The organism is Rhizobium sp. Nf11,1 (genome assembly GCF_050587665.1).
GTDB lineage: Bacteria > Pseudomonadota > Alphaproteobacteria > Rhizobiales > Rhizobiaceae > Rhizobium.
The window spans coordinates 180110-199280 of record NZ_JBOBHU010000001.1; the positions used below are offsets into that span (position 1 = coordinate 180110).

The 19171-nt window shown below is 61.4% G+C and carries 17 protein-coding genes; 15 read left to right on the top strand and 2 right to left on the bottom strand.

Annotated elements, in window-relative coordinates:
- The first annotated feature begins 3 nt into the window (after positions 1 to 3).
- From flhA to folD, 9 genes are all read left to right on the top strand, one after another.
- Positions 4 to 2091, top strand: coding sequence for a flagellar biosynthesis protein FlhA (gene flhA / locus ACQ7C1_RS00945; RefSeq protein ID WP_085776975.1), 2088 nt, complete (start codon positions 4 to 6; stop codon positions 2089 to 2091).
- A complete protein-coding gene (gene fliR / locus ACQ7C1_RS00950) occupies positions 2088 to 2840 on the top strand; it encodes a flagellar biosynthetic protein FliR (protein WP_085776976.1) in 753 nt (250 codons plus the stop codon). Before flhA ends, fliR begins: the two co-directional genes overlap by 4 nt.
- 7 nt (positions 2841 to 2847) lie before the next feature.
- Entirely contained in the window at positions 2848 to 3261 is a 414-nt protein-coding gene (locus tag ACQ7C1_RS00955) for a hypothetical protein (protein WP_064800702.1), read from the top strand.
- A 31-nt stretch (positions 3262 to 3292) separates the two neighbouring features.
- Entirely contained in the window at positions 3293 to 3856 is a 564-nt protein-coding gene (locus tag ACQ7C1_RS00960; protein WP_430956980.1) for a rod-binding protein, read from the top strand.
- A gap of 11 nt (positions 3857 to 3867) precedes the next feature.
- Entirely contained in the window at positions 3868 to 4233 is a 366-nt protein-coding gene (locus ACQ7C1_RS00965; protein WP_003556590.1) for a hypothetical protein, read from the top strand.
- On the top strand, positions 4233 to 4769 hold the full coding sequence (locus ACQ7C1_RS00970; protein WP_430956981.1) for a hypothetical protein: 537 nt from the start codon (positions 4233 to 4235) through the stop codon (positions 4767 to 4769). Before ACQ7C1_RS00965 ends, ACQ7C1_RS00970 begins: the two co-directional genes overlap by 1 nt.
- A 293-nt stretch (positions 4770 to 5062) precedes the next feature.
- A complete protein-coding gene (locus ACQ7C1_RS00975) occupies positions 5063 to 5902 on the top strand; it encodes a WecB/TagA/CpsF family glycosyltransferase (protein ID WP_430956982.1) in 840 nt (279 codons plus the stop codon).
- Positions 5903 to 6073: 171 nt separating this feature from the next.
- Complete coding sequence (locus ACQ7C1_RS00980; RefSeq protein ID WP_430956983.1) at positions 6074 to 7837, top strand: succinoglycan biosynthesis protein exop; 1764 nt, start codon at positions 6074 to 6076, stop codon at positions 7835 to 7837.
- Between the two features lie 121 nt (positions 7838 to 7958).
- A complete protein-coding gene (gene folD / locus ACQ7C1_RS00985; RefSeq protein WP_430956984.1) occupies positions 7959 to 8858 on the top strand; it encodes a bifunctional methylenetetrahydrofolate dehydrogenase/methenyltetrahydrofolate cyclohydrolase FolD in 900 nt (299 codons plus the stop codon).
- Here folD and ACQ7C1_RS00990 read toward each other — a convergent pair whose 3' ends face one another.
- Complete coding sequence (locus tag ACQ7C1_RS00990; protein ID WP_430956985.1) at positions 8859 to 9887, bottom strand: LacI family DNA-binding transcriptional regulator; 1029 nt, start codon at positions 9885 to 9887, stop codon at positions 8859 to 8861.
- Positions 9888 to 10180: 293 nt separating this feature from the next.
- Here ACQ7C1_RS00990 and ACQ7C1_RS00995 point away from each other — a divergent pair, with 293 nt between their 5' ends.
- The 6 genes from ACQ7C1_RS00995 to ACQ7C1_RS01020 all read left to right on the top strand — a co-directional run bounded on the left by ACQ7C1_RS00995 (position 10181) and on the right by ACQ7C1_RS01020 (position 17229).
- The gene (locus ACQ7C1_RS00995; protein ID WP_430956986.1) at positions 10181 to 11542 is read left to right on the top strand and encodes an ABC transporter substrate-binding protein; all 1362 of its coding nucleotides are present in this window, start codon (positions 10181 to 10183) and stop codon (positions 11540 to 11542) included.
- 183 nt (positions 11543 to 11725) lie between these two features.
- A complete protein-coding gene (locus ACQ7C1_RS01000; protein ID WP_085776985.1) occupies positions 11726 to 12739 on the top strand; it encodes a carbohydrate ABC transporter permease in 1014 nt (337 codons plus the stop codon).
- Between the two features lies 1 nt (position 12740).
- Entirely contained in the window at positions 12741 to 13904 is a 1164-nt protein-coding gene (locus ACQ7C1_RS01005; protein WP_430956987.1) for a carbohydrate ABC transporter permease, read from the top strand.
- A gap of 33 nt (positions 13905 to 13937) precedes the next feature.
- Positions 13938 to 15590 carry an alpha-glucosidase gene (locus tag ACQ7C1_RS01010; protein ID WP_085776987.1) on the top strand — a complete coding sequence of 551 codons (1653 nt, stop codon included), beginning with the start codon at positions 13938 to 13940 and terminating at the stop codon, positions 15588 to 15590.
- Positions 15591 to 15611: 21 nt separating this feature from the next.
- Positions 15612 to 16700: an ABC transporter ATP-binding protein gene (locus ACQ7C1_RS01015; RefSeq protein ID WP_085776988.1), complete on the top strand. Its 1089-nt coding sequence runs from the start codon at positions 15612 to 15614 to the stop codon at positions 16698 to 16700.
- 175 nt (positions 16701 to 16875) lie between these two features.
- Entirely contained in the window at positions 16876 to 17229 is a 354-nt protein-coding gene (locus ACQ7C1_RS01020; RefSeq protein WP_009996042.1) for a hypothetical protein, read from the top strand.
- 84 nt (positions 17230 to 17313) lie between these two features.
- Here the strand turns inward: ACQ7C1_RS01020 and edd are convergent, their stop codons facing one another.
- Positions 17314 to 19134 (bottom strand): phosphogluconate dehydratase, encoded by a 1821-nt coding sequence (gene edd, locus ACQ7C1_RS01025; protein WP_097600348.1) that lies wholly within the window; start codon positions 19132 to 19134, stop codon positions 17314 to 17316.
- Positions 19135 to 19171: the final 37 nt, after the last annotated feature.

Here is a 19171-nt window from a genome sequence, read left to right on the forward strand (position 1 = left end):
GTCATGGCGCAACCACCTGCACTCCCCCTTCCGAAAGTCGCCCCGAGCCTGCGCGATATCGGTTTTGCCCTCGGCATCATCGGCATCATCTGCATTCTCTTCCTGCCGATCCCGCCGTTCCTGATCGATATGGGGCTGGCCTTCTCGATTGCTTTCTCGGTGCTGATCCTGATGGTCGCGCTATGGATTCAGAAGCCGCTCGATTTCTCGTCTTTTCCGACCATTCTGCTGATCGCAACGATGACACGATTGGCGCTCAACATCGCGACGACCCGCGTCATCCTGTCCCACGGCAATGAAGGCCACGATGCGGCCGGCGGCGTCATTGCCGGTTTCGCCAGTCTCGTCATGTCCGGCGACTTCGTCATCGGGCTGATCGTCTTCCTGATCCTCATCACCATCAACTTCATCGTCATCACCAAGGGTGCCACGCGTATCGCCGAAGTCGGCGCGCGTTTCACCCTGGACGCCATCCCCGGCAAGCAGATGTCGATCGATGCCGATCTCTCGGCCGGCATCATCGATGAAAAGGAAGCCCAGCGCCGGCGCAGGGAGCTCGAAGAGGAGAGCTCCTTCTTCGGGGCGATGGATGGTGCGTCGAAATTCGTGCGCGGCGATGCCGTCGCCGGCCTCATCATCACCGCGATCAACGTCTTCGGCGGCATAATCATCGGCTATTTCCGTCACGGCATGCCGATCGGCGAAGCGGCCGACGTCTTCGTCAAGCTCTCCGTCGGCGACGGCCTCGTCTCGCAGATGCCGGCCCTCATCGTTTCGCTCGCAGCCGGCCTTCTCGTGTCACGCGGCGGTACGACCGGCTCCACGGACCAGGCTGTCGTCAACCAGCTGAGCGGCTATCCCCGCGCGCTCTCCGTCTCGGCCGTCTTGATGTTCGTTCTCGGCCTGATGCCGGGCCTGCCGACCATTCCCTTCACCGTCCTCGGCGGTCTTCTCGCCTTCGGCGCCTGGTTCATTCCGCGGCAGGTCGAGGCTGAAAACAAGCTTCGCCGCGAACAGGAGGAAAAGAAGGTCGTCCAGAGCAAGGAGCTGGAGAAGGATTCGGTCAAGTCGGTGCTCCGCACCTCCGAGATCGAGCTCGCGCTCGGCAAGATGGTGTCGACCCGCCTGCTCGGCGCTCACCAGGAGCTGGCGTTCCGCGTCGGCAAGATGCGCAAGAAGTTCGCCACCCAATACGGTTTCGTCGTGCCGGAAATCAAGGTCACGGACGACATCGCCATTCCCGAGAAGTCCTATCAGATCCGCATCCATGGCACGACGGTCGCATCCAACCTGCTGCGCGTAGGTGAAGTCCTGGTCGTCACCGGCGCCGGTCGCAAGCCGAGCATTCCCGGCGACGAAATCCGCGAACCTGCTTTCGGAATGCCGGCCGTCTCGATCCTCGAAAACTTCGCCGACGATCTGAAACGCGAAGGCTTCCAGCCGATCGACAACGTCTCCGTCGTGCTCACGCACATGAGCGAGGTCATCCGCAACAACCTGCCGCAACTTCTATCCTACAAGGACGTCAAGGTGCTGATCGACCGCCTCGACCCGGAATACAAGAAGCTTGCCGATGAGATCTGCTCATCGCACATGTCCTATTCCGGCCTGCAGGCGGTGCTCAAGCTCCTACTTGCCGAGCGCGTTTCGATCCGCAACCTGCATCTCATTCTCGAAGCGGTGGCCGAGCTTGCCCCGCATGTCAGGAAGACCGAGCAGATCGTCGAGCATGTCCGCATCCGCATGGCCCAGCAGCTCTGCGGCGATCTCGCCGATAATGGCGTCTTGCGTGTGTTGCGCCTCGGCAGCAAATGGGATCTCGCCTTCCACCAGGCCCTGAAGCGCGATGCCAAGGGCGAGGTGATCGAATTCGACATCGATCCGCGCAGCCTGGAGGAGTTCAGCGAGCAGGCCAGCAAAGTTATCCGTGAGTTCATGGATCGCGGCCTGCCATTCGCCCTTGTCACGTCGCCGGAAACACGCTCCTATGTGCGCATGATCATCGAACGGCTGTTCGCCACGCTCCCGGTCCTGTCGCATGTCGAATTGGCCAAGGGCATCGAGATAAAGATTTTGGGCTCGATTTCATGATAACAGACCCGCAAGGGACGGTTCTTGCGCTGTTTCTGGTTTTCTGCCGGATCGGCGGCTGTGTGCTGGTTCTTCCGGGTTTTTCCTCGGCGCGCGTGCCTGAGCAGCTGCGCGTCTTCATTGCTCTCGCGCTGTCGATCGCCGTCATGCCGCTGCTCTGGGATACCGTTTATCCCGCCGTTCATACGGGATCCGCGACCTATATCGGCCTGATCTTCAGCGAATCACTGATCGGCGTGATGTACGGCATGCTGGCCAGACTCTATACGCTCGGCATGCAATTCGCTGCGACGATCCTCGCCATGATGGTCGGCTATACCCAACCGGGTTCGGCCGATGTCATCGAAGACACTCCCGAGACCAGCCTTTCCGCCTTCATCACCTTTGCCGGCATCATGATTCTCTTCATCATGGATTTCCATCACATCGTCTTCCGCGCCCTGATCGATTCCTACACGACCATGCCTTTCGGCGGCTTGGTGCAGATGCGCGCGACGCTGATCTCCTTCACCGACACGCTCGAGCAGACGACCTACATCATGCTGCGGCTGTCGAGCCCCTTTCTGATCTACGGCATGATCTTCAACGTCTCGATCGGCTTCATCAACAAGCTGGCGCCGCAGATCCCGGTCTATTTCATTTCCACGCCCTATCTCCTGATGGGCGGGCTCTTCCTTCTTTACATCTCGATTGCGGCGCTGGTCAGCCAGTTCGGCCAAGCCTTCAGTTCGATCTATATCGGGCGATGAGGCTGTCATGATCGAGAAGAGCCGCTCCCAGAAGCTCAAGCGTCTCCTGTCGGTGCAGCGGCATATCGAAAGGATGGCGGAAAACGATCTGGCCGAAACCAGCCGTCAACGCATCGAGGTCAATGCGGCGATGGACGATGTCATCGTCGCGCTTGGCTCGATGGATCCCGTCCACCACGCTTTCTCGCAGAATTATGCCGATCGATTCGGCCGGCTCACCATCAAGGATCAGCAGCTGACCGGCATGCAGCAGATCCACGAGATGCGGCTGTCGCGCGAGCGCGCCAAGGCCGATCGGCTCGAAGAGGGCATGAAAGAGGCCTTGGACGCTGAGCGCCGCGAGGCCGACGACAATGCCGTTTACGATGTAATCGATCAGCAATTCGCAACGCCAGCCTCCAGCAAGCTTCAAAAACCATAATCGTTGCGATCTTAATTCAGAGGATTGTAACGTGGCTATTTCGCCCCCCAGTGATCTGGTCCTGGACGTGGTCAAAGCTGCCGACCCCATGGAGGTTCAGGCAGCCCAGGAGAAATTGAAGGCAAACCGTGCGGCCTTTGCCGCGACGAGCCTCGCCGAGAACGGCAAGGGCTTCTCCAATACGGTCGACGTTCTCGATCATATCGGCCAGAAGAGCGGCCTCTCCAACATCCAGAACCGCACCAAGGCCGAGGAGGTTCCGGAAAGCTACCGGAAGTTCGAGGCCATGGTGCTGCAGAACTTCGTCAAGTCGATGCTGCCGAGCGAGAGCGAAGACGTTTACGGCAAGGGCGCGACCGGCGACATCTGGAAGGGCATGATGGCCGAGCAGCTCGGCAACACCATGGCCAAGGGCGATGGCATCGGCATCGCCAAGCAGATGTACAGCGAGCAGCTGCGCCGCCAGGAAGGCAAGATCGTCAACGCTTCGACCGATGATCGCGACCGCAACACAGCGCTCAGCATGATCGACGACTTCCAGCGCAGGACCTTCGGCACGCCGACCGCCGACTCCAAGACAGCAAGCGACACATAATCGAGGACACAATGGAAATAGTTTCGAACGAATACAGGATCAAATCCGTTCTCGGACGCCTCGAGATGATCATCGACAATGAGAACACCCGGATCGGCAACGATCCGCAATTTGATCTCAAGGTCTCCAACGCGCACAAGAGCCGTTGCCTCTACGAGCTGTCGATGCTTTTCCGCGATACCGATCCGGCCGAGCTTGCCGCTGCCCATCTCGATCAGCTGCACGGCCTGAAAAAGAAACTGGTTCTGAACGCCAGGCGTGTCGAGGCGCATCTCGAAGCGGTTCGTGCCGTGGCCGACCTCCTGAAGAATGCGGTTCAGGACGCCGACGCCGACGGCACCTATTCCCAGGAACAATTCGCCGCGCGTGGAAACTGATGGTCAAGCTCGTCCTTACCGGTATCTGGGTTTGCGCCATCACCTTGGCCTCGGTCTATTTTTCGGTGTACCTGGCGACGGCGCCGGCACCCGCGGCAACGGATTCCAAGCAGAGCGCGCTCGAACTGGTGAAGGGTGAAACGATCACTGTGCCGGTCATCGGCGACGGTGCGATCACCGGTTATTTTCTCGGCCGCATTTCCTTCATGATGAAGAAGGACATGCTGAAGGGCGTGACCTTGCCGCTCACCGAGATGACGACCGACGAACTTTTCAGCCTGCTCGTCGGCAACAAGATGGTCGATCTTGCCCACATCAAATCCTTCGACCCGAAAGCCTTTCGCGAGGAGATCAGGAAGGGCATGAACGAGCGCCTCGGCGGCGAGTATGTCGCTGACGTGATGCTGGAGCAGCTCGATTATCTCTCCAAGGAAGAGGTCAAGGAAAATTCGGCCGGTCAACCGAAGAAGCTCGGCGCACCGGTCAAGATCGTCGAAGGCGCCCCAGCCGAGGAAGCATCGGCCCCCGCACATTGAAGCAACCGATCATCGATGCACAAACGGCGCCTTCGGGCGCCGTTTGTCGTTGGGCCGCCTTTGGTTAACAAACTACTTATGCGAGCATCAAAATCCAAGGAATTTTCCTAAGGGTTGTTTGAAACCGTCCTGCTATATCAGGTGGCACAGCTTGGCATGCGCCGTTTTCCGCGATCGGGGCGACGCCGTCCATGCGTGACGCGACCGGTTCTTTCGAGACCTCCGGGGTGCGGAAATATGGGCTTGTTTTCCGGGATTTCGGGCGCATGAGGCACCCTCGGCAGGAGGTAGGAATGAATTTGATTGCAAACTTCGCGGTGCTTGCGTCGCGGCGGACGATCTTCGATCTGCCGGTCTGCGATCTCGGCTGGGACGATGCCCTCGTTTTTATCAACGAGCTGGCGTCCATTCCCGTCGGCCAGACCGTGGTTTGCTTCGTCAACGCCCATAACATGCTGACGGCGCTGCGCGACGATGAATATTACCGGATCGTGTCGCACAACTTGGTGCTGCCGGATGGTATCGGCCTCAATATAGCATCGCAGATCGCCCATGGTGGGCCATTTCCCGCCAATCTGAACGGCACCGACTTCGTGCCGGCCCTGCTCACCTTCATGGAGACCCCGCGCCGCATCGGTCTCATCGGAGGCAAGCGCTCGGTCGTCGAGGCGGCGGCGGAAAATTTCCGCAAGCACACGCCCTGGCATGAGTTTGTGGTTATTTCCGATGGATTTTTCGACAAGGTCGACTCCACGGATGTCATCGAGGAGGTCGAGCGCCAGAAACTCGATATTCTGATCGTCGGCATGGGGACGCCGCTGCAGGAGAAATGGGTTCATGACAATATTCGTGCCGACCATGCGCGCCTGGTGCTGACGGTGGGCGCGCTCTTCGACTTCGTCTCCGGCGCCGTGCCGCGGGCGCCGAAGACCGTACGGATGATGCGTCTGGAATGGGCCTATCGCCTGATACAGGAGCCCGCGCGCCTGTGGCGGCGCTACATCGTCGGCATTCCGGTCTTCCTCTTTCATGTCCTGCGCTACCGCTTCCGCCGGCGCGAAAGAATGCTCAGCCATCCGGAAGAGGCCCGCAGCGTCGTGCAGCCGGCGGCCGATCGCAAGAAGGCGAGCTGAGCCTGCAGTGTCCGCGCGTTTGACGCGCAGCAGCGCTATCGAGAATCGGACCGCAATTCTTGCCGGCTGCGGTTAACCATTTCTTTGCCATGAATATTTAGAGTGACTTAATCATCTGCTTCGCATGCGGATGAGTAAACTCGGCCATCATGTGCATGAGATGTGGCGCAAATGTACGATAGCAGGGCCAGAAGTAGTTTTCTCGATCACGCAGCCGCAAGGCCGCGCGCCCATGACGATCCCTATCGGCCGCCCCGATCAAACGGACCGGATATCGCCCCGCCCGAAGCCGACCTGCTGCGCGCCATCGGCCGTGTGCTGGAAGAGCAGCGCATGAGGGCGGCGCCCGAGGCGCCGCTCGTCGACCGCATCGAAACAATTCTCGGCAACCGCCTCCGGGCTGCCAATGATGTCGGCCATCGTCTTCCGCCGGAACCGGCGCGATATGAGGAGCCAATGGCTTCCGCCGGAGAGCCGGCGATTTCGGTCGAACCGCTCGCCGCAATTCATCAGGAAACGCTCGAGCCCCGCCCGGCAGCACCGCAGCGCCGCGCGGACAGGGCCGGCCTTGCGGTAACGGTCGCTGCCGCAACGATCCTGGGCGCCGGCCTGCCGATGCTGATGCCGGCTGCGCCCGTCCTCTACCGCGCCGAAGCGACGCTTGCTGTGAAAACGGATGCCGCAAGCCGCGCCGCTTTTACGCAGGCTGCGGCGAAGGGACTGCTGTCGGCGCGCGTGGCTGCGTCGACAGTCGCCACCCTGAAGCTCGATCACGATCCCGAATTCGTCGGCACGGGCGCCAATGCGTTCGCCGTTGCGCTCGATCTTCTCTCGGCGACCGGTGCTGCCGCCGATCCGGCCTCGCGCGCCGAGGTCGCGCTGAGACGTGCAGTCGAGATTGTGCCCGATGCCGCCGCCGGCACGATCCGGGTGCGGGTGACGACCGGCGACGGCGCCAAATCCACCCGCATCGCCGCAAGGCTGGCCGAGGCAGCGGGCGGCGACGCACGCGGCGGCAACGCCGAAACCGACGCGGTTTTGCGCAAGGCCTATGACGAGGTTCAGGCGGAGCTTGCCGCCTTCACGGCAAAGAGCGGCGAAGGCAACGTCAAGGTGGCGATCGATCTTCGCCGCCAGATCGACCGGCTTGATGCCGATCTGAAAGAGGCAGACCAGAACATTCTCGCGGCCAAGGCGCAGGCCGACCGGCTGAAGGCGGCGAAGCTTGCCGGCGTGCTGGACGGTTCCGTGCCCTCCGACATGCTCTCGCCGGCGATGCAGGACTGGCGCGACAAATATGCGGTCGCCAGGACGACGCTTGCGCAGCTTTCGGCTGAGCTTGGCCCGCGTCATCCGCGCCTGTTGCAACAGCAGGCCGAAACCGACGGCCTCAAGGAGAACATGGGCAGGGAGCTTGCCCGGCTCGCACAGGTCGCCAACGCCGCCGCCAAGGCTGCGGTCGATGCACGCAAGGGCCTGAACGACCGCCGCAACACGCTGATCGCCCAGAGCCGGGATACCGGCGTCGATCTGTCGCGGCTGACCGAGCTGCGCGAGAAGGCGAATGCCGCCCGCTCGCGCCTGGATGATGCGACGTCCGCATCGGCGACAGCCGGCGACGGCCATATCACCGTTTTGAAACCGCCGCTGACATCGGCGGTATCGGCAAAGAGTGGTCTGACCGGCCGCGCTCTGGCCGGCGCCGCCACGGGCCTGGCAATCGGTCTTGCCCTGGCTTTCCTGCTGTCCTTGCGCAAATCCGTCGCGTCTCCTGCAACGGAGTTGCCGGCATCTCCGCCCGTTGCTTCTCCGCCGCCATTGCCCGTGCCAGCCCCGGCGGCGGTCGACGAGATCGCGCAGCTGCGCTCCGAAATCTCAGGCCTGCGGGACCGGCTTCGGGTTCATGTGATGGAAACGCGGCAACCGCGGCGCTGAAGCACCCATTTCCTTGCAAATTTGATATTGCCTTGCCGCTTTCCGACAGGATAGGGCGTTAGCGGGCATTTGACGCTCGTCAACTATTCCTAGATTGACGCAAAACAGGGCGGAGAGACGCGTGACGACAGTAATCGACGGCAAGAACGTAGCTGCATCGGTCATTCAGACGGTCAAGAGTGCGACGGCAGCGTTGGAAAAGATGAGTGGCGTTACCACCGGCCTCGCGGTCATCATCGTCGGCGACGATCCGGCGAGCCACGCCTATGTCGGGTCCAAGAGCCGCATGGCCAAGGAGTGCGGTTTCAAGTCCGTTCAGCACACCCTGCCGGCCGAGACGACACAGGAGGAGCTGGCAGGCCTCGTCGCCGCCCTCAATGCCGATCCGTCGATCCACGGCATCCTGGTGCAGCTGCCCTTGCCGAAGCCGCTCGACAGTGAGCCGATCATCCAGTCGATCCTGCCCGAAAAAGATGTCGATGGCCTCAGCGTCGTCAATGCCGGCAAGCTCGCCACCGGCGACCTGAAGACCGGGCTGGTCTCCTGCACGCCGGCCGGCGCCATGGTCTTCGTCCGCCGCACCCATGGCGAGGATCTCTCCGGCCTCAACGCCGTCGTCATCGGCCGTTCCAATCTGTTCGGCAAGCCGATGGCGCAATTGCTGCTCAACGCCAATGCGACGGTGACGATGGCTCACTCCAGAACCAGGAACCTCGCCGACGTCTGCCGCAATGCCGATATTCTGGTCGCCGCCGTCGGCCGGCCGGAGATGGTCAGGGCCGATTGGGTCAAGCCCGGCGCGACGGTGATCGATGTCGGCATCAATCGCGTCCCGGCTCCTGAGAAGGGCGAGGGCAAGACCCGGCTCGTCGGCGACGTGGCCTTCCGCGAAGTCTCCGAAGTCGCCAGCACCATCACGCCGGTGCCCGGCGGCGTCGGGCCGATGACCATCGCTATGCTGATGGCCAACACCGTCATCGCCGCTCATCGCGCTGCAGGGCAGACACCGCCGCAGTTCTGATTATGGCTGCTGTGGGGCAGGGCCGGTCGAGGCCCTGACGATCAGTTCGGTTTTCCACAGCTCCTGTTCGGGAAAGGGGCCGGCCTGTTTCACCGTGCCGATCAGCCGCTGCGCGATGCGAACGCCTGCGGCCCGCAGCGAGGAGCGCGTCGTCGTCAGCGGCACCGAGAAGTTTTCCGGCTTCAAGAGCGGCAGCACGTCGTCATGGGCGATCAGTGAAATGTCCTCGCCGAGCCGCAATCCCGCCTGGTTGACCGAGCGGATCGCCCCGAGTGCCATCACCGTGCTGGAGCAGAGGATCGCCGTCGGCCGTTCCGGCAGTTGCAGGAACCGTTCCATCGCCAGCAGCCCCTGTTCGTCGGTCATCAGCGCGTGGCTGATGCAATCCTCCTCAAGCGTGAGGCCGCGTTCGGCAAGCGCTGCGATGACGCCGTTTCTTCTGCGGATGGCGAAATCGAGATGCATCGGCCCGTTCATCAAAGCAAAACGCGTATGGCCGAGCTGTAGCAAGAGCCGCGTTGCGTCGTAGAAGGCCCCTTCATTGTCGATGTCGAGATAGGGATAGTCCAGCTCCGCGCCGAAGGAGCGACCGTGCACGACATAGGGCATGGAGAGCGACTTCAGCATGGGAAGCCGCGGGTCGTGGCCGCGCATATAGGCGACGAACAGCGCATCGACATTGCCGCTGATCGCAAGGCGCCGGAGCGCCGCCACCTCGTCGTCCGGGTCGGATGGCATGATGACGAAATGGAAATCGTGGCGCACGGCCTCCTCGCCGAGCCCGGTCAGAAATTCGCCGAAATGCACGTCGGACTGGTGGCCGGGAGCCGTCGGCATGACGAGGCCGATCGAGCCTGCCTTGCCGGTCGCAAGCCGCTGGGCAGCCTTGTTCGGCCGGTATCCGGTTTCCTTGACAGCCTGGAGCACGCGCTCCCGGGTCGCTTCGTTGACCTCGGGATAGCCGTTCAGCGCCCGGCTTACTGTCGTCTGCGAAAGCCCAAGCAATTCCGATAGCTGTTTGAGATTCACCTGCTATGCTTCCTCCCGGCCCGCTTGGCGCCTCGACAGGCAAGCCGCCTCCCAGCGACATCCAAAGCGCTTTCAATTATGTATTCATTTGGCGCGCTTGACTCAAGAAAAATCGCTCCATATTGCCCAAGAGAAACCGGTGGACGCCACTATTCTGCATGTCTGCGGCGGCTTTTCGCGAAATGACTTGACTTCGCTCCACCGAAAGTGGAATGAGTTGGGTGCCAAAGCGCTTTGAAAATTTCCGTTGAAGAAGTTTGGCGCTATTGAGTTTGTGATGGGAGGTTGATCACATGAAAAAGTCATTTTTGATGAGCGTTGCCGTGGTGGCGCTTTTTGCCGGTGCTGCGTCCGCGGCCGATCTGAAGTTTGCGCCGGGAGAAGATGCCAAGTTCAACTGGAAGAGCTATGACGAATTCAAGGCCGCGCACGCCGATCTGAAGGGTCAGCCGCTGACGATCTTCGGGCCGTGGCGCGGCGAGGACGAGACGTTCTTCAGGAGCGTTCTCGCCTATTTCACCGAGGCGACCGGCATCGACGTCAAATACTCCTCTTCCGAAAACTACGAGCAGCAGATCGTCATCGACACGCAGGCGGGTTCGCCGCCGAACGTCGCCATTCTGCCGCAGCCGGGCCTGCTGGCCGATCTCGCCGGCAAGGGCTTCCTGACGCCGCTCGGCGACGACAATTCCAAGTGGATCAAGGACAATTACGGCGCCGGCGACAGCTGGGTCGGTTATGGCACCTACAAGGGCAAGGATGGCAAGGAAGCCTTCTACGCCTTCCCTTATAAGGCCGACGTCAAGTCGCTCGTCTGGTACGTGCCGGAGAATTTCGAGGAAGCCGGCTATAAGATCCCGACGACCATGGAAGAGCTCCATGCCCTGACCGACCAGATCGTCAAGGATGGCGGCGTTCCCTGGTGCATCGGTCTCGGTTCCGGCGGCGCGACCGGCTGGCCGGCGACCGATTGGGTCGAGGACATCATGCTGCGCATGCAGCCGCCGGAAGCCTACGACAAGTGGACGACCAACGAGCTGAAGTTCACCGATCCGGCCGTGGTTGCCGCGATCGACGAATTCGGCAAGTTCGCCAAGAACGAGAAATATGTAAACGGTGGTGTCGCAGCCGTGGCCTCGACCGATTTCCGCGACAGCCCGAAGGGCCTCTTCACCGTTCCGCCGAAGTGCTACCTGCACCATCAAGCCTCGTTCATACCCTCCTTCTTCCCTGAGGGCACGAAGCTCGGACAGGACGCCGACTTCTTCTATATGCCGACCTATGCTTCGCATCCCGAACTCGGCAAACCGGTGCTCGGCGCCGGCACGCTCGTCTCGATCACCAAGGACTCGAAGACGGCCCGCGCCTTCATCGATTTCCTGAAGACCCCGATCGCACACGAGGTCTGGATGGCGCAGTCGAGCTTCCTGACACCCTACAAGGGCGTCAGCACGGAGGCCTATGCCAATCCGCAGATGAAGAAGGAAGGCGAGATCCTGACGTCGGCCACCACCTTCCGCTTTGACGGTTCCGACCTGATGCCGGGCAAGATCGGCGCAGGCGCCTTCTGGACGGGCATGGTCGATTTCGTCGGCGGCAAGACTGCCGAAGAGGCGGCCGGCGAAATCCAGAGCGCCTGGGACGGCATCAAATAATCGTTAATACGATGCCGCCGGTTTGCCGGCGGCATGGCCTGCGTGACTGGCCGGGTTCTCAATGAGCCCGGCCTTCGCGGGATATATCGTGCTGGGCAATCAAACAGATTGACGGTGGCCGGCCTTGATCCGTCAGAATAAAATCCGGTCGGAATGAAATCAGGGGAAGCAGGGGAGGGCGAAATGCTGTTGCAGATTGTGTCCGCGTTGGGCGTCGTGGTCGTGGCCGTTGTCGCGTGCTCGGCCTATTTCTATTTTTCGAACAAGATTCTGGATCTGGCACTGCCGGTGAAGGATGGCGACATCCGCGCCGCATCGCGCAACCTCAACCGGCGCGCACTGATCCGGCCGTGGTTGTTCATCGGGCCTGCGCTGTTCCTGCTTTTCGTCTACCTCGTTTATCCCGTCGTCGCGACCTTCATCCTCTCCTTCTACGACCGCACCGGTCTGCAGTTCGTCGGCCTTGCCAACTACAAATGGGCGATTGGGGACCGCGAATTCCGCCAGTCGATCTTCAACAACATCCTCTGGCTTGCCGTCGTGCCGGCCGCCTGCACCTTCTTCGGCCTTGTCATCGCCGTGATGACAGACCGCATCTGGTGGGGCAATATCGCCAAGAGCATCGTCTTCATGCCGATGGCGATCTCTTTCGTTGGCGCATCGGTTATCTGGAAATTCATCTATGAATATCGCGGCGGTAACGACGTCCAGATCGGCTTGCTGAACGCCATCGTCCAGCTTTTCGGCGGCACGCCGGAAGTCTGGATCTCGGTTCCTTTCTGGAACAATTTCTTCCTGATGATCATCCTGATCTGGATCCAGACCGGTTTCGCCATGGTCATCCTTTCGGCGGCGCTGCGCGGCATTCCGGAAGAGACGATCGAGGCCGCCGTCATCGACGGCGCCAATGGTTGGCAGATCTTCTGGCGCATCATGGTGCCGCAGGTCTGGGGCACCATCGCCGTGGTTTGGACGACGATCACCATCCTCGTCCTCAAGGTCTTCGACATCGTGCTGACCATGACGAACGGCCAGTGGCAGACGATGGTGCTGGCGAACCTGATGTTCGACTGGATGTTCCGCGGCGGCGGCGATTCCGGCCGAAGCGCCGTCATCGCCATCATCATCATGCTTGCCGTCACGCCGATCATGATTTGGAACGTGCGCCGCGCCAACCGCGAACTGAAGGGCCATTGAGATGACCGCTGTCGGAAGCTACTTCAAGATCGGTCCCGCCCGTCTCTTCGTTCACCTTGCCGTTCTGCTGATCGTCATCATCTGGCTGATCCCGACGCTCGGCATCTTCGTCAGCGCGCTGCGCGACAAGGACCAGATCGTCGTCTCCGGATGGTGGACGGCCTTTGTCGGCTCGACGCAGACCGTCGCCGTCCGCCTGGGCACGCCCGATCAGCAAAAGCAGGAAGGCGCCACTTACGTCATTTCAGGCAATGTGCTGGAAGGGCAGACCGGCCGCTCGGTAAAAGCCTTCGGCAACCGCGTGCAGCAGCCGGCCGCTTTCGATGCCGGCGAGACCGCCGATCTCGGTGATGGCGAAATGCTGCAGATCAACAGCGACGGCAGCTATCGCTATACGAAGAACACGGCTTTTTCGCCTGACGAGCGGCCGCGGCGCATCTACGTGTCCGTCTCGGCGCCGCCGCAATTCACGCTGCAGAACTATAAAACGGTTCTGACCGGCGAAGGCATCGGCCAGTCCTTCATCAATTCGCTGACGGTGACGATCCCGGCGACGATCATCCCGATCCTGATTGCCGCTTTTGCCGCCTATGCCCTGAGCTGGATGGAGTTTCCCGGCCGCGCGCTGCTGATTGCGCTCGTCGTCGGCCTCATCGTCGTGCCGCTGCAGATGTCGCTGATTCCGCTGCTTCGCCTCTACAACGAGATCGGCAATATGCTCGGCCAGCCGTCGAAGACCTATCCCGGTATCTGGTTCGCGCACACCGCCTTCGGCATGCCGCTCGCCATCTTTCTCCTGCGGGCCTATATCGCCGGCCTGCCGAAGGAGATCATCGAATCCGCCCGCGTCGACGGCGCGAGCGACTTCGAGATTTTCACCCGTATCGTTTTGCCCTTGTCCTTCCCGGCACTCGCCTCCTTCGCCATCTTCCAGTTCCTGTGGGTATGGAACGACCTGCTCGTCGCCATGGTCTTCCTCGGCACCGATCAGGATCACCTCGTGCTGACCGGCAGGCTGAACGCGCTGCTCGGCTCGCGCGGCGGCAATTGGGAGATTTTGACGGCGTCGGCCTTCGTCACTATCGTCGTGCCGCTGCTCGTCTTCTTCGGACTGCAGCGTTATCTGGTGCGTGGTCTGCTGGCGGGTTCGGTCAAGGGCGGCTGACAATCCCCCGAAATGTGACGAACAGGATATCTCATGAACGTGGCTTCCCAATCGATCTTGACCGCCGACAAGGACTGGTGGCGCGGCGCGGTGATCTATCAGATCTATCCGCGCTCCTACCAGGATTCGAACGGCGACGGCATCGGCGATCTGAAGGGCATCACCGCCCGCCTGCCGCATGTGGCGAGCCTCGGCGTCGACGCGATCTGGATCTCGCCCTTCTTCACCTCGCCGATGCGCGATTTCGGTTACGACGTTTCCGATTACGAGAATGTCGATTCGATCTTCGGCACGCTGGTGGATTTCGACACGATGATATCAGAGGCCCATCGCCTCGGAATCCGCGTGATGATCGACCTCGTCATCTCCCACAGCTCGGACCAGCACCCCTGGTTCGTGCAGAGCCGTTCCAGCAAGACCAATGCCAAGGCTGATTGGTATGTCTGGGCCGACGCAAAACCCGATGGCTCGCCGCCGAATAACTGGCTGTCGATCTTCGGCGGCTCCGCATGGGCGTGGGACCCGACGCGCATGCAGTATTACCTGCACAATTTCCTGACCTCGCAGCCGGATATGAACCTGCATAACCCGGAAGTGCAGGATCGTCTGCTCGATGTCGTGCGCTTCTGGCTCAATCGCGGCGTCGACGGTTTCCGCCTCGATACCATCAATTTCTATTTCCACGATCCGCTCTTGCGCGACAACCCGGCGCTTGCGCCCGAGCGGCGCAACGCCTCGACGGCGCCGGCGGTCAATCCCTATAACTTCCAGGAGCATATCTACGACAAGAACCGGCCGGAGAACCTTGCCTTCCTGAAGCGTTTCCGCGCCGTGCTCGAAGAGTTCCCGGCAATCGCCGCCGTCGGCGAGGTGGGTGACAGCCAGCGCGGCCTCGAAATCGTTGGCGAATATACCTCCGGCAATGACAAGATGCACATGTGTTATGCCTTCGAGTTCCTGGCGCCCGATCCGCTGACGCCGGAGCGCGTCGAGGAGGTGATGGAGGATTTCGAAGCTGCCGCACCCGATGGCTGGGCCTGCTGGGCCTTCTCCAATCATGACGTCATGCGTCACGTCAGCCGCTGGGGCGGGCTGGTCGCCGATCACGACGCCTTCGCCAAACTCTATGCCTCGCTGCTCTTGACGCTGCGCGGCTCCGTCTGCCTCTACCAGGGCGAGGAGCTGGCGCTGACGGAAGCCGATCTCGCCTATCAGGATCTGCAGGATCCTTATGGCATTCAGTTCTGGCCTGAGTTCAAGGGCCGCGACGGCTGCCGCACGCCGATGGTCTGGGACAGCCACGTCGCCCAGGGCGGTTTTTCAACCGTCAAGCCCTGGCTGCCGGTACCGGTCGAGCACATCCTGCGCGCGGTCAACGTCCAGCAGGGCGACGAGACTTCGGTGCTGGAGCACTATCGCCGCTTCATTGCCTTTCGCAAGTTGCATCCGGCCTTTGCCAAGGGTGAAATCGAATTCGAGGAGGCGCAGGGCGACAGCCTGGTCTTCACCCGCGAATACGGCGATGAAAAGCTGCTCTGCATTTTCAACATGAGCCCGGCCGAGACCGGCGTCACTCTGCCTGCGGGAGAGTGGCAGGCATTGACGGGCCATGGCTTTACCAGCAACAACTATGGCGACAAGATCGATATTCCGGCCTGGGGGGCGTATTTCGCCCGTCTCGCTTAAGGATCAGGAGGGGAGTGACAAATGACTGGACTGACACTGAAGGACATCCGCAAATCCTACGGTTCCGTGGATGTTCTCCATGGTATCGACCTCGATATCAAGCAGGGCGAATTCATCGTCTTCGTCGGTCCGTCCGGTTGCGGCAAGTCCACGCTTCTGCGCATGATTGCCGGTCTCGAGGCGATTACCGGCGGCGAGATGTATATCGACGGCCAGCTCGTCAATGACGTGCCGCCATCGAAGCGCGGCATCGCAATGGTCTTCCAGTCCTACGCGCTCTATCCCCACATGACCGTCTACGACAATATGGCCTTCGGCATGAAGATCGCCGGCGAAAGCAAACAGGAGATCGACCGCCGTGTCCGCGCGGCGGCCGAGAGCCTGCAGCTGACCAAATATCTCGACCGCCTGCCGAAGGCGTTGTCGGGCGGCCAGCGCCAGCGCGTGGCGATCGGCCGCGCCATCTGCCGCGATCCCAAGGTCTTTCTGTTCGACGAGCCGCTGTCCAACCTCGATGCAGCGCTGCGCGTTGCCACCCGTATCGAAATTGCCCGCCTTAACGAGCAGATGGCCGATACGACGATGATCTACGTCACCCACGACCAAGTCGAGGCGATGACGCTCGCCGACCGTATCGTCGTCCTCTCGGCCGGCAATATCGAGCAGGTCGGCGCGCCGCTGGAGCTCTACGAGCGTCCCGCCAACCTATTCGTCGCAAAATTCATCGGCTCGCCCGCCATGAACATCATTCCCGCGACGATCGCCGGGACCGGCAGCCAGACGACCGTGACGCTGACCGGCGGCATGTCGGTGACATTAGATGTGGCGACCGAAGCCTCCGAGAAAGGCAAACAGGCGAGCTTCGGCGTTCGTCCCGAAGATCTGAGGATCGCCGATGGGAGCGATTATGTTTTCGAGGGCGAAGTCTCGATCGTCGAGGCGCTCGGCGAAGTGACGCTGCTTTATATCGAGGGCCTGGTTCCCGGTGAGCCGATCGTCGTCAAGTTGCCGGGCATTTACGATGTCCATAAGGGCCAGAAGATGCGCTTTGCCGCCGATCGGCAGAAGCTGCATCTCTTTGACGCGACCGGCCATACTTACCGGAAATGAGGTAGCCATTTCTGGGGGAATAATTCCGAGAATTATACTTGGCGGGCCGGATTATCACTTTCTGTTAAAGATCGGCTGCTAACTTTTCCTCATCAATTTACGAGGGGGACAAGCAGTGGCCGCTTCCAATCCATCACAGCCAAGATCTCACTTCCTGAGCAAGGAAGAATCCTTCATGTATGACCGCGAGGCGCGGTTCAAGATGGAGGACACGATGAATGCCGCGCGCATCGAATATACGGAAAAGGGTGTCATGCACGCGGCTTCGCGCCGCTGCGATATCGTCCGCATCTCGATGAGCAGCGCGACGCTCGCCATCCTGACCCAGTTCAACCTGCCGAAGCAGTTCTATCTGGATATTCCAGATGCCCGCATCACCAAGGTCGGCTGCCTGCTGATGAAGGTGAATGCCAACAACACGATCGAGGTGCGCTTCCTGCGACTGCTGACCCAGAAGGAACTCAACAAGATCTTCGTCTACAGCACGCACCCGGCGCACAAGGATTACGTTCTCGATATCCGCGCCTAAGGATATCACCGGACCTGATACAGAAAACCCGCGGGGTGCTTCGTGCGCACCCCGCGGGTTTTTGTTTGCTCCGGGCGTTCATGCTCAGTGGAAGAGCACGCTCGCACCCTGATCGGAAGCGCCGACGGCGCGGCGGAAGGGGGCGAAGAGTTCACGGCCCATGCCGAATTCATTGTCGGAGAGATCGATGCTCACCGGCTCGCGCTCGGCCATGTCGGCGGCGTCGACCAGCACTTCGAGCGTGCCCTTGATCGCGTCGAGGCGAATGATGTCGCCGTCCCGGATGCGGGCGATCGGGCCGCCATCGACGGCTTCCGGAGTGACGTGGATCGCCGCCGGTACCTTTCCGGATGCGCCGGACATGCGCCCGTCGGTCAGGAGCGCCACGCGGAAGCCGCGATCCTGCAGCACGCCGAGCGGCGGCGTCAGCTTGTGCAGCTCCGGCATGCCGTTCGCCTTCGGCCCCTGGAAGCGCACGACGGCGACGAAATCGCGGTTGAGCTTGCCTTCCTTGAAGGCGTCCTGCAGTTCCTGCTGGCTGTGGAAGATGATCGCCGGCGCCTCGATGACGTGGCGCTCCGGCTTGACGGCCGAGATTTTGATGACCGCCTTGCCGAGGTTGCCGCGCAGCATCTTCAGCCCGCCATTCGCCTGGAAAGGTGTCTCGATGTTGGCAAGCACCTTCGGATCGTGGCTCTTGTCCGGCGACGGTTCGCGTAACACGGTGCGGTTCTCGCCGAGGCGGGCATCGACCGTATAGGCTTCGAGGCCCTGGCCGAAGACGGTGCGAACGTCGTCATGCACCAGCCCGTGCTTCAAGAGTTCCTTGATGAGGAAACCCATGCCGCCGGCCGCCTGGAAATGGTTCACGTCGGCAAGCCCGTTCGGATAGACGCGAGCAAGCAGCGGCACGATTTCGGAAAGCTCGGCGATGTCCTGCCAAGTCAGCTGAATGCCGGCTGCCCGCGCCATGGCGACGAGGTGCAGCGTGTGATTGGTCGAGCCGCCGGTCGCATGCAAGCCGACGACGCCGTTGACGACGGAGCGCTCATCGATCATCTCGCCGGCCGGCGTGAATTCGTTGCCGAGTGCCGTGATCGCCAGCGCCCGCTTGGCGGCTTCGCGCGTCAGCGCTTCGCGCAGCGGCGTGCCGGGGTTGATGAAAGAGGATCCCGGCATGTGGAAACCCATGATCTCCATCAGCATCTGGTTGGAATTGGCGGTGCCGTAGAAAGTGCAGGTGCCGGGGCCATGATAGGACTTCGATTCCGCCTCCAGCAACTCGGCGCGGCCGACCTTACCCTCGGCAAAGAGCTGGCGCACGCGCGACTTCTCGTCATTCGGCAATCCCGTCGTCATCGGACCGGCCGGAACGAAGATCGACGGCAAATGGCCGAAGGATAGGGCCGCGATGACGAGGCCCGGCACGATCTTGTCGCAGACGCCGAGGAAGAGGGCCGCATCGAACATGTTGTGGGACAGGCCGACGCCCGCGGCCATGGCGATCAGGTCTCGCGAGAAGAGCGAGAGCTCCATGCCAGGCTGTCCTTGGGTGACGCCGTCGCACATGGCGGGCACGCCGCCGGCCACCTGGGCGACACCGCCAGCCTCGGCGGCCGCCTCGCGGATGATTGCCGGATAGGTCTCGAACGGCTGGTGGGCCGAGAGCATGTCATTATAGGCGGTGATGATGCCGAGGTTGGGGACATGGTCACCGGCGAGCGCGTCCTTATCGGCGGGGGAACAGATGGCGAAGCCGTGCGCGAGGTTGGCGCAACCGAGCACCGAGCGCTGCACGCCCTTTGAAGCTGCGGCGCGCAGGCGGTCCAGGTAGCGCTCGCGGGTCGGCTTCGAGCGTTCGACGATGCGATCCGTGATCGCAGAAATGCGTGCATGAGCGGACATGGAAAATCCCTGCCTTATTCGTTGTCTCTAACTCTCT

Excerpts from the sequence above, each read along its gene's own strand:
- fliR (WP_085776976.1), top strand. The coding sequence starts at position 2,088 with ATGATAACAGACCCGCAAGGGACGGTTCTTGCGCTGTTTCTGGTTTTC.
- ACQ7C1_RS00975 (WP_430956982.1), top strand. The coding sequence starts at position 5,063 with ATGAATTTGATTGCAAACTTCGCGGTGCTTGCGTCGCGGCGGACGATC.
- ACQ7C1_RS01020 (WP_009996042.1), top strand. The coding sequence starts at position 16,876 with ATGTATGACCGCGAGGCGCGGTTCAAGATGGAGGACACGATGAATGCC.
- ACQ7C1_RS00965 (WP_003556590.1), top strand. The coding sequence starts at position 3,868 with ATGGAAATAGTTTCGAACGAATACAGGATCAAATCCGTTCTCGGACGC.
- ACQ7C1_RS01010 (WP_085776987.1), top strand. The coding sequence starts at position 13,938 with ATGAACGTGGCTTCCCAATCGATCTTGACCGCCGACAAGGACTGGTGG.
- ACQ7C1_RS01005 (WP_430956987.1), top strand. The coding sequence starts at position 12,741 with ATGACCGCTGTCGGAAGCTACTTCAAGATCGGTCCCGCCCGTCTCTTC.
- ACQ7C1_RS00995 (WP_430956986.1), top strand. The coding sequence starts at position 10,181 with ATGAAAAAGTCATTTTTGATGAGCGTTGCCGTGGTGGCGCTTTTTGCC.
- ACQ7C1_RS00955 (WP_064800702.1), top strand. The coding sequence starts at position 2,848 with ATGATCGAGAAGAGCCGCTCCCAGAAGCTCAAGCGTCTCCTGTCGGTG.
- edd (WP_097600348.1), bottom strand. The coding sequence starts at position 19,134 with ATGTCCGCTCATGCACGCATTTCTGCGATCACGGATCGCATCGTCGAA.
- ACQ7C1_RS01015 (WP_085776988.1), top strand. The coding sequence starts at position 15,612 with ATGACTGGACTGACACTGAAGGACATCCGCAAATCCTACGGTTCCGTG.
- flhA (WP_085776975.1), top strand. The coding sequence starts at position 4 with ATGGCGCAACCACCTGCACTCCCCCTTCCGAAAGTCGCCCCGAGCCTG.
- ACQ7C1_RS00980 (WP_430956983.1), top strand. The coding sequence starts at position 6,074 with ATGTACGATAGCAGGGCCAGAAGTAGTTTTCTCGATCACGCAGCCGCA.
- ACQ7C1_RS01000 (WP_085776985.1), top strand. The coding sequence starts at position 11,726 with ATGCTGTTGCAGATTGTGTCCGCGTTGGGCGTCGTGGTCGTGGCCGTT.
- ACQ7C1_RS00970 (WP_430956981.1), top strand. The coding sequence starts at position 4,233 with ATGGTCAAGCTCGTCCTTACCGGTATCTGGGTTTGCGCCATCACCTTG.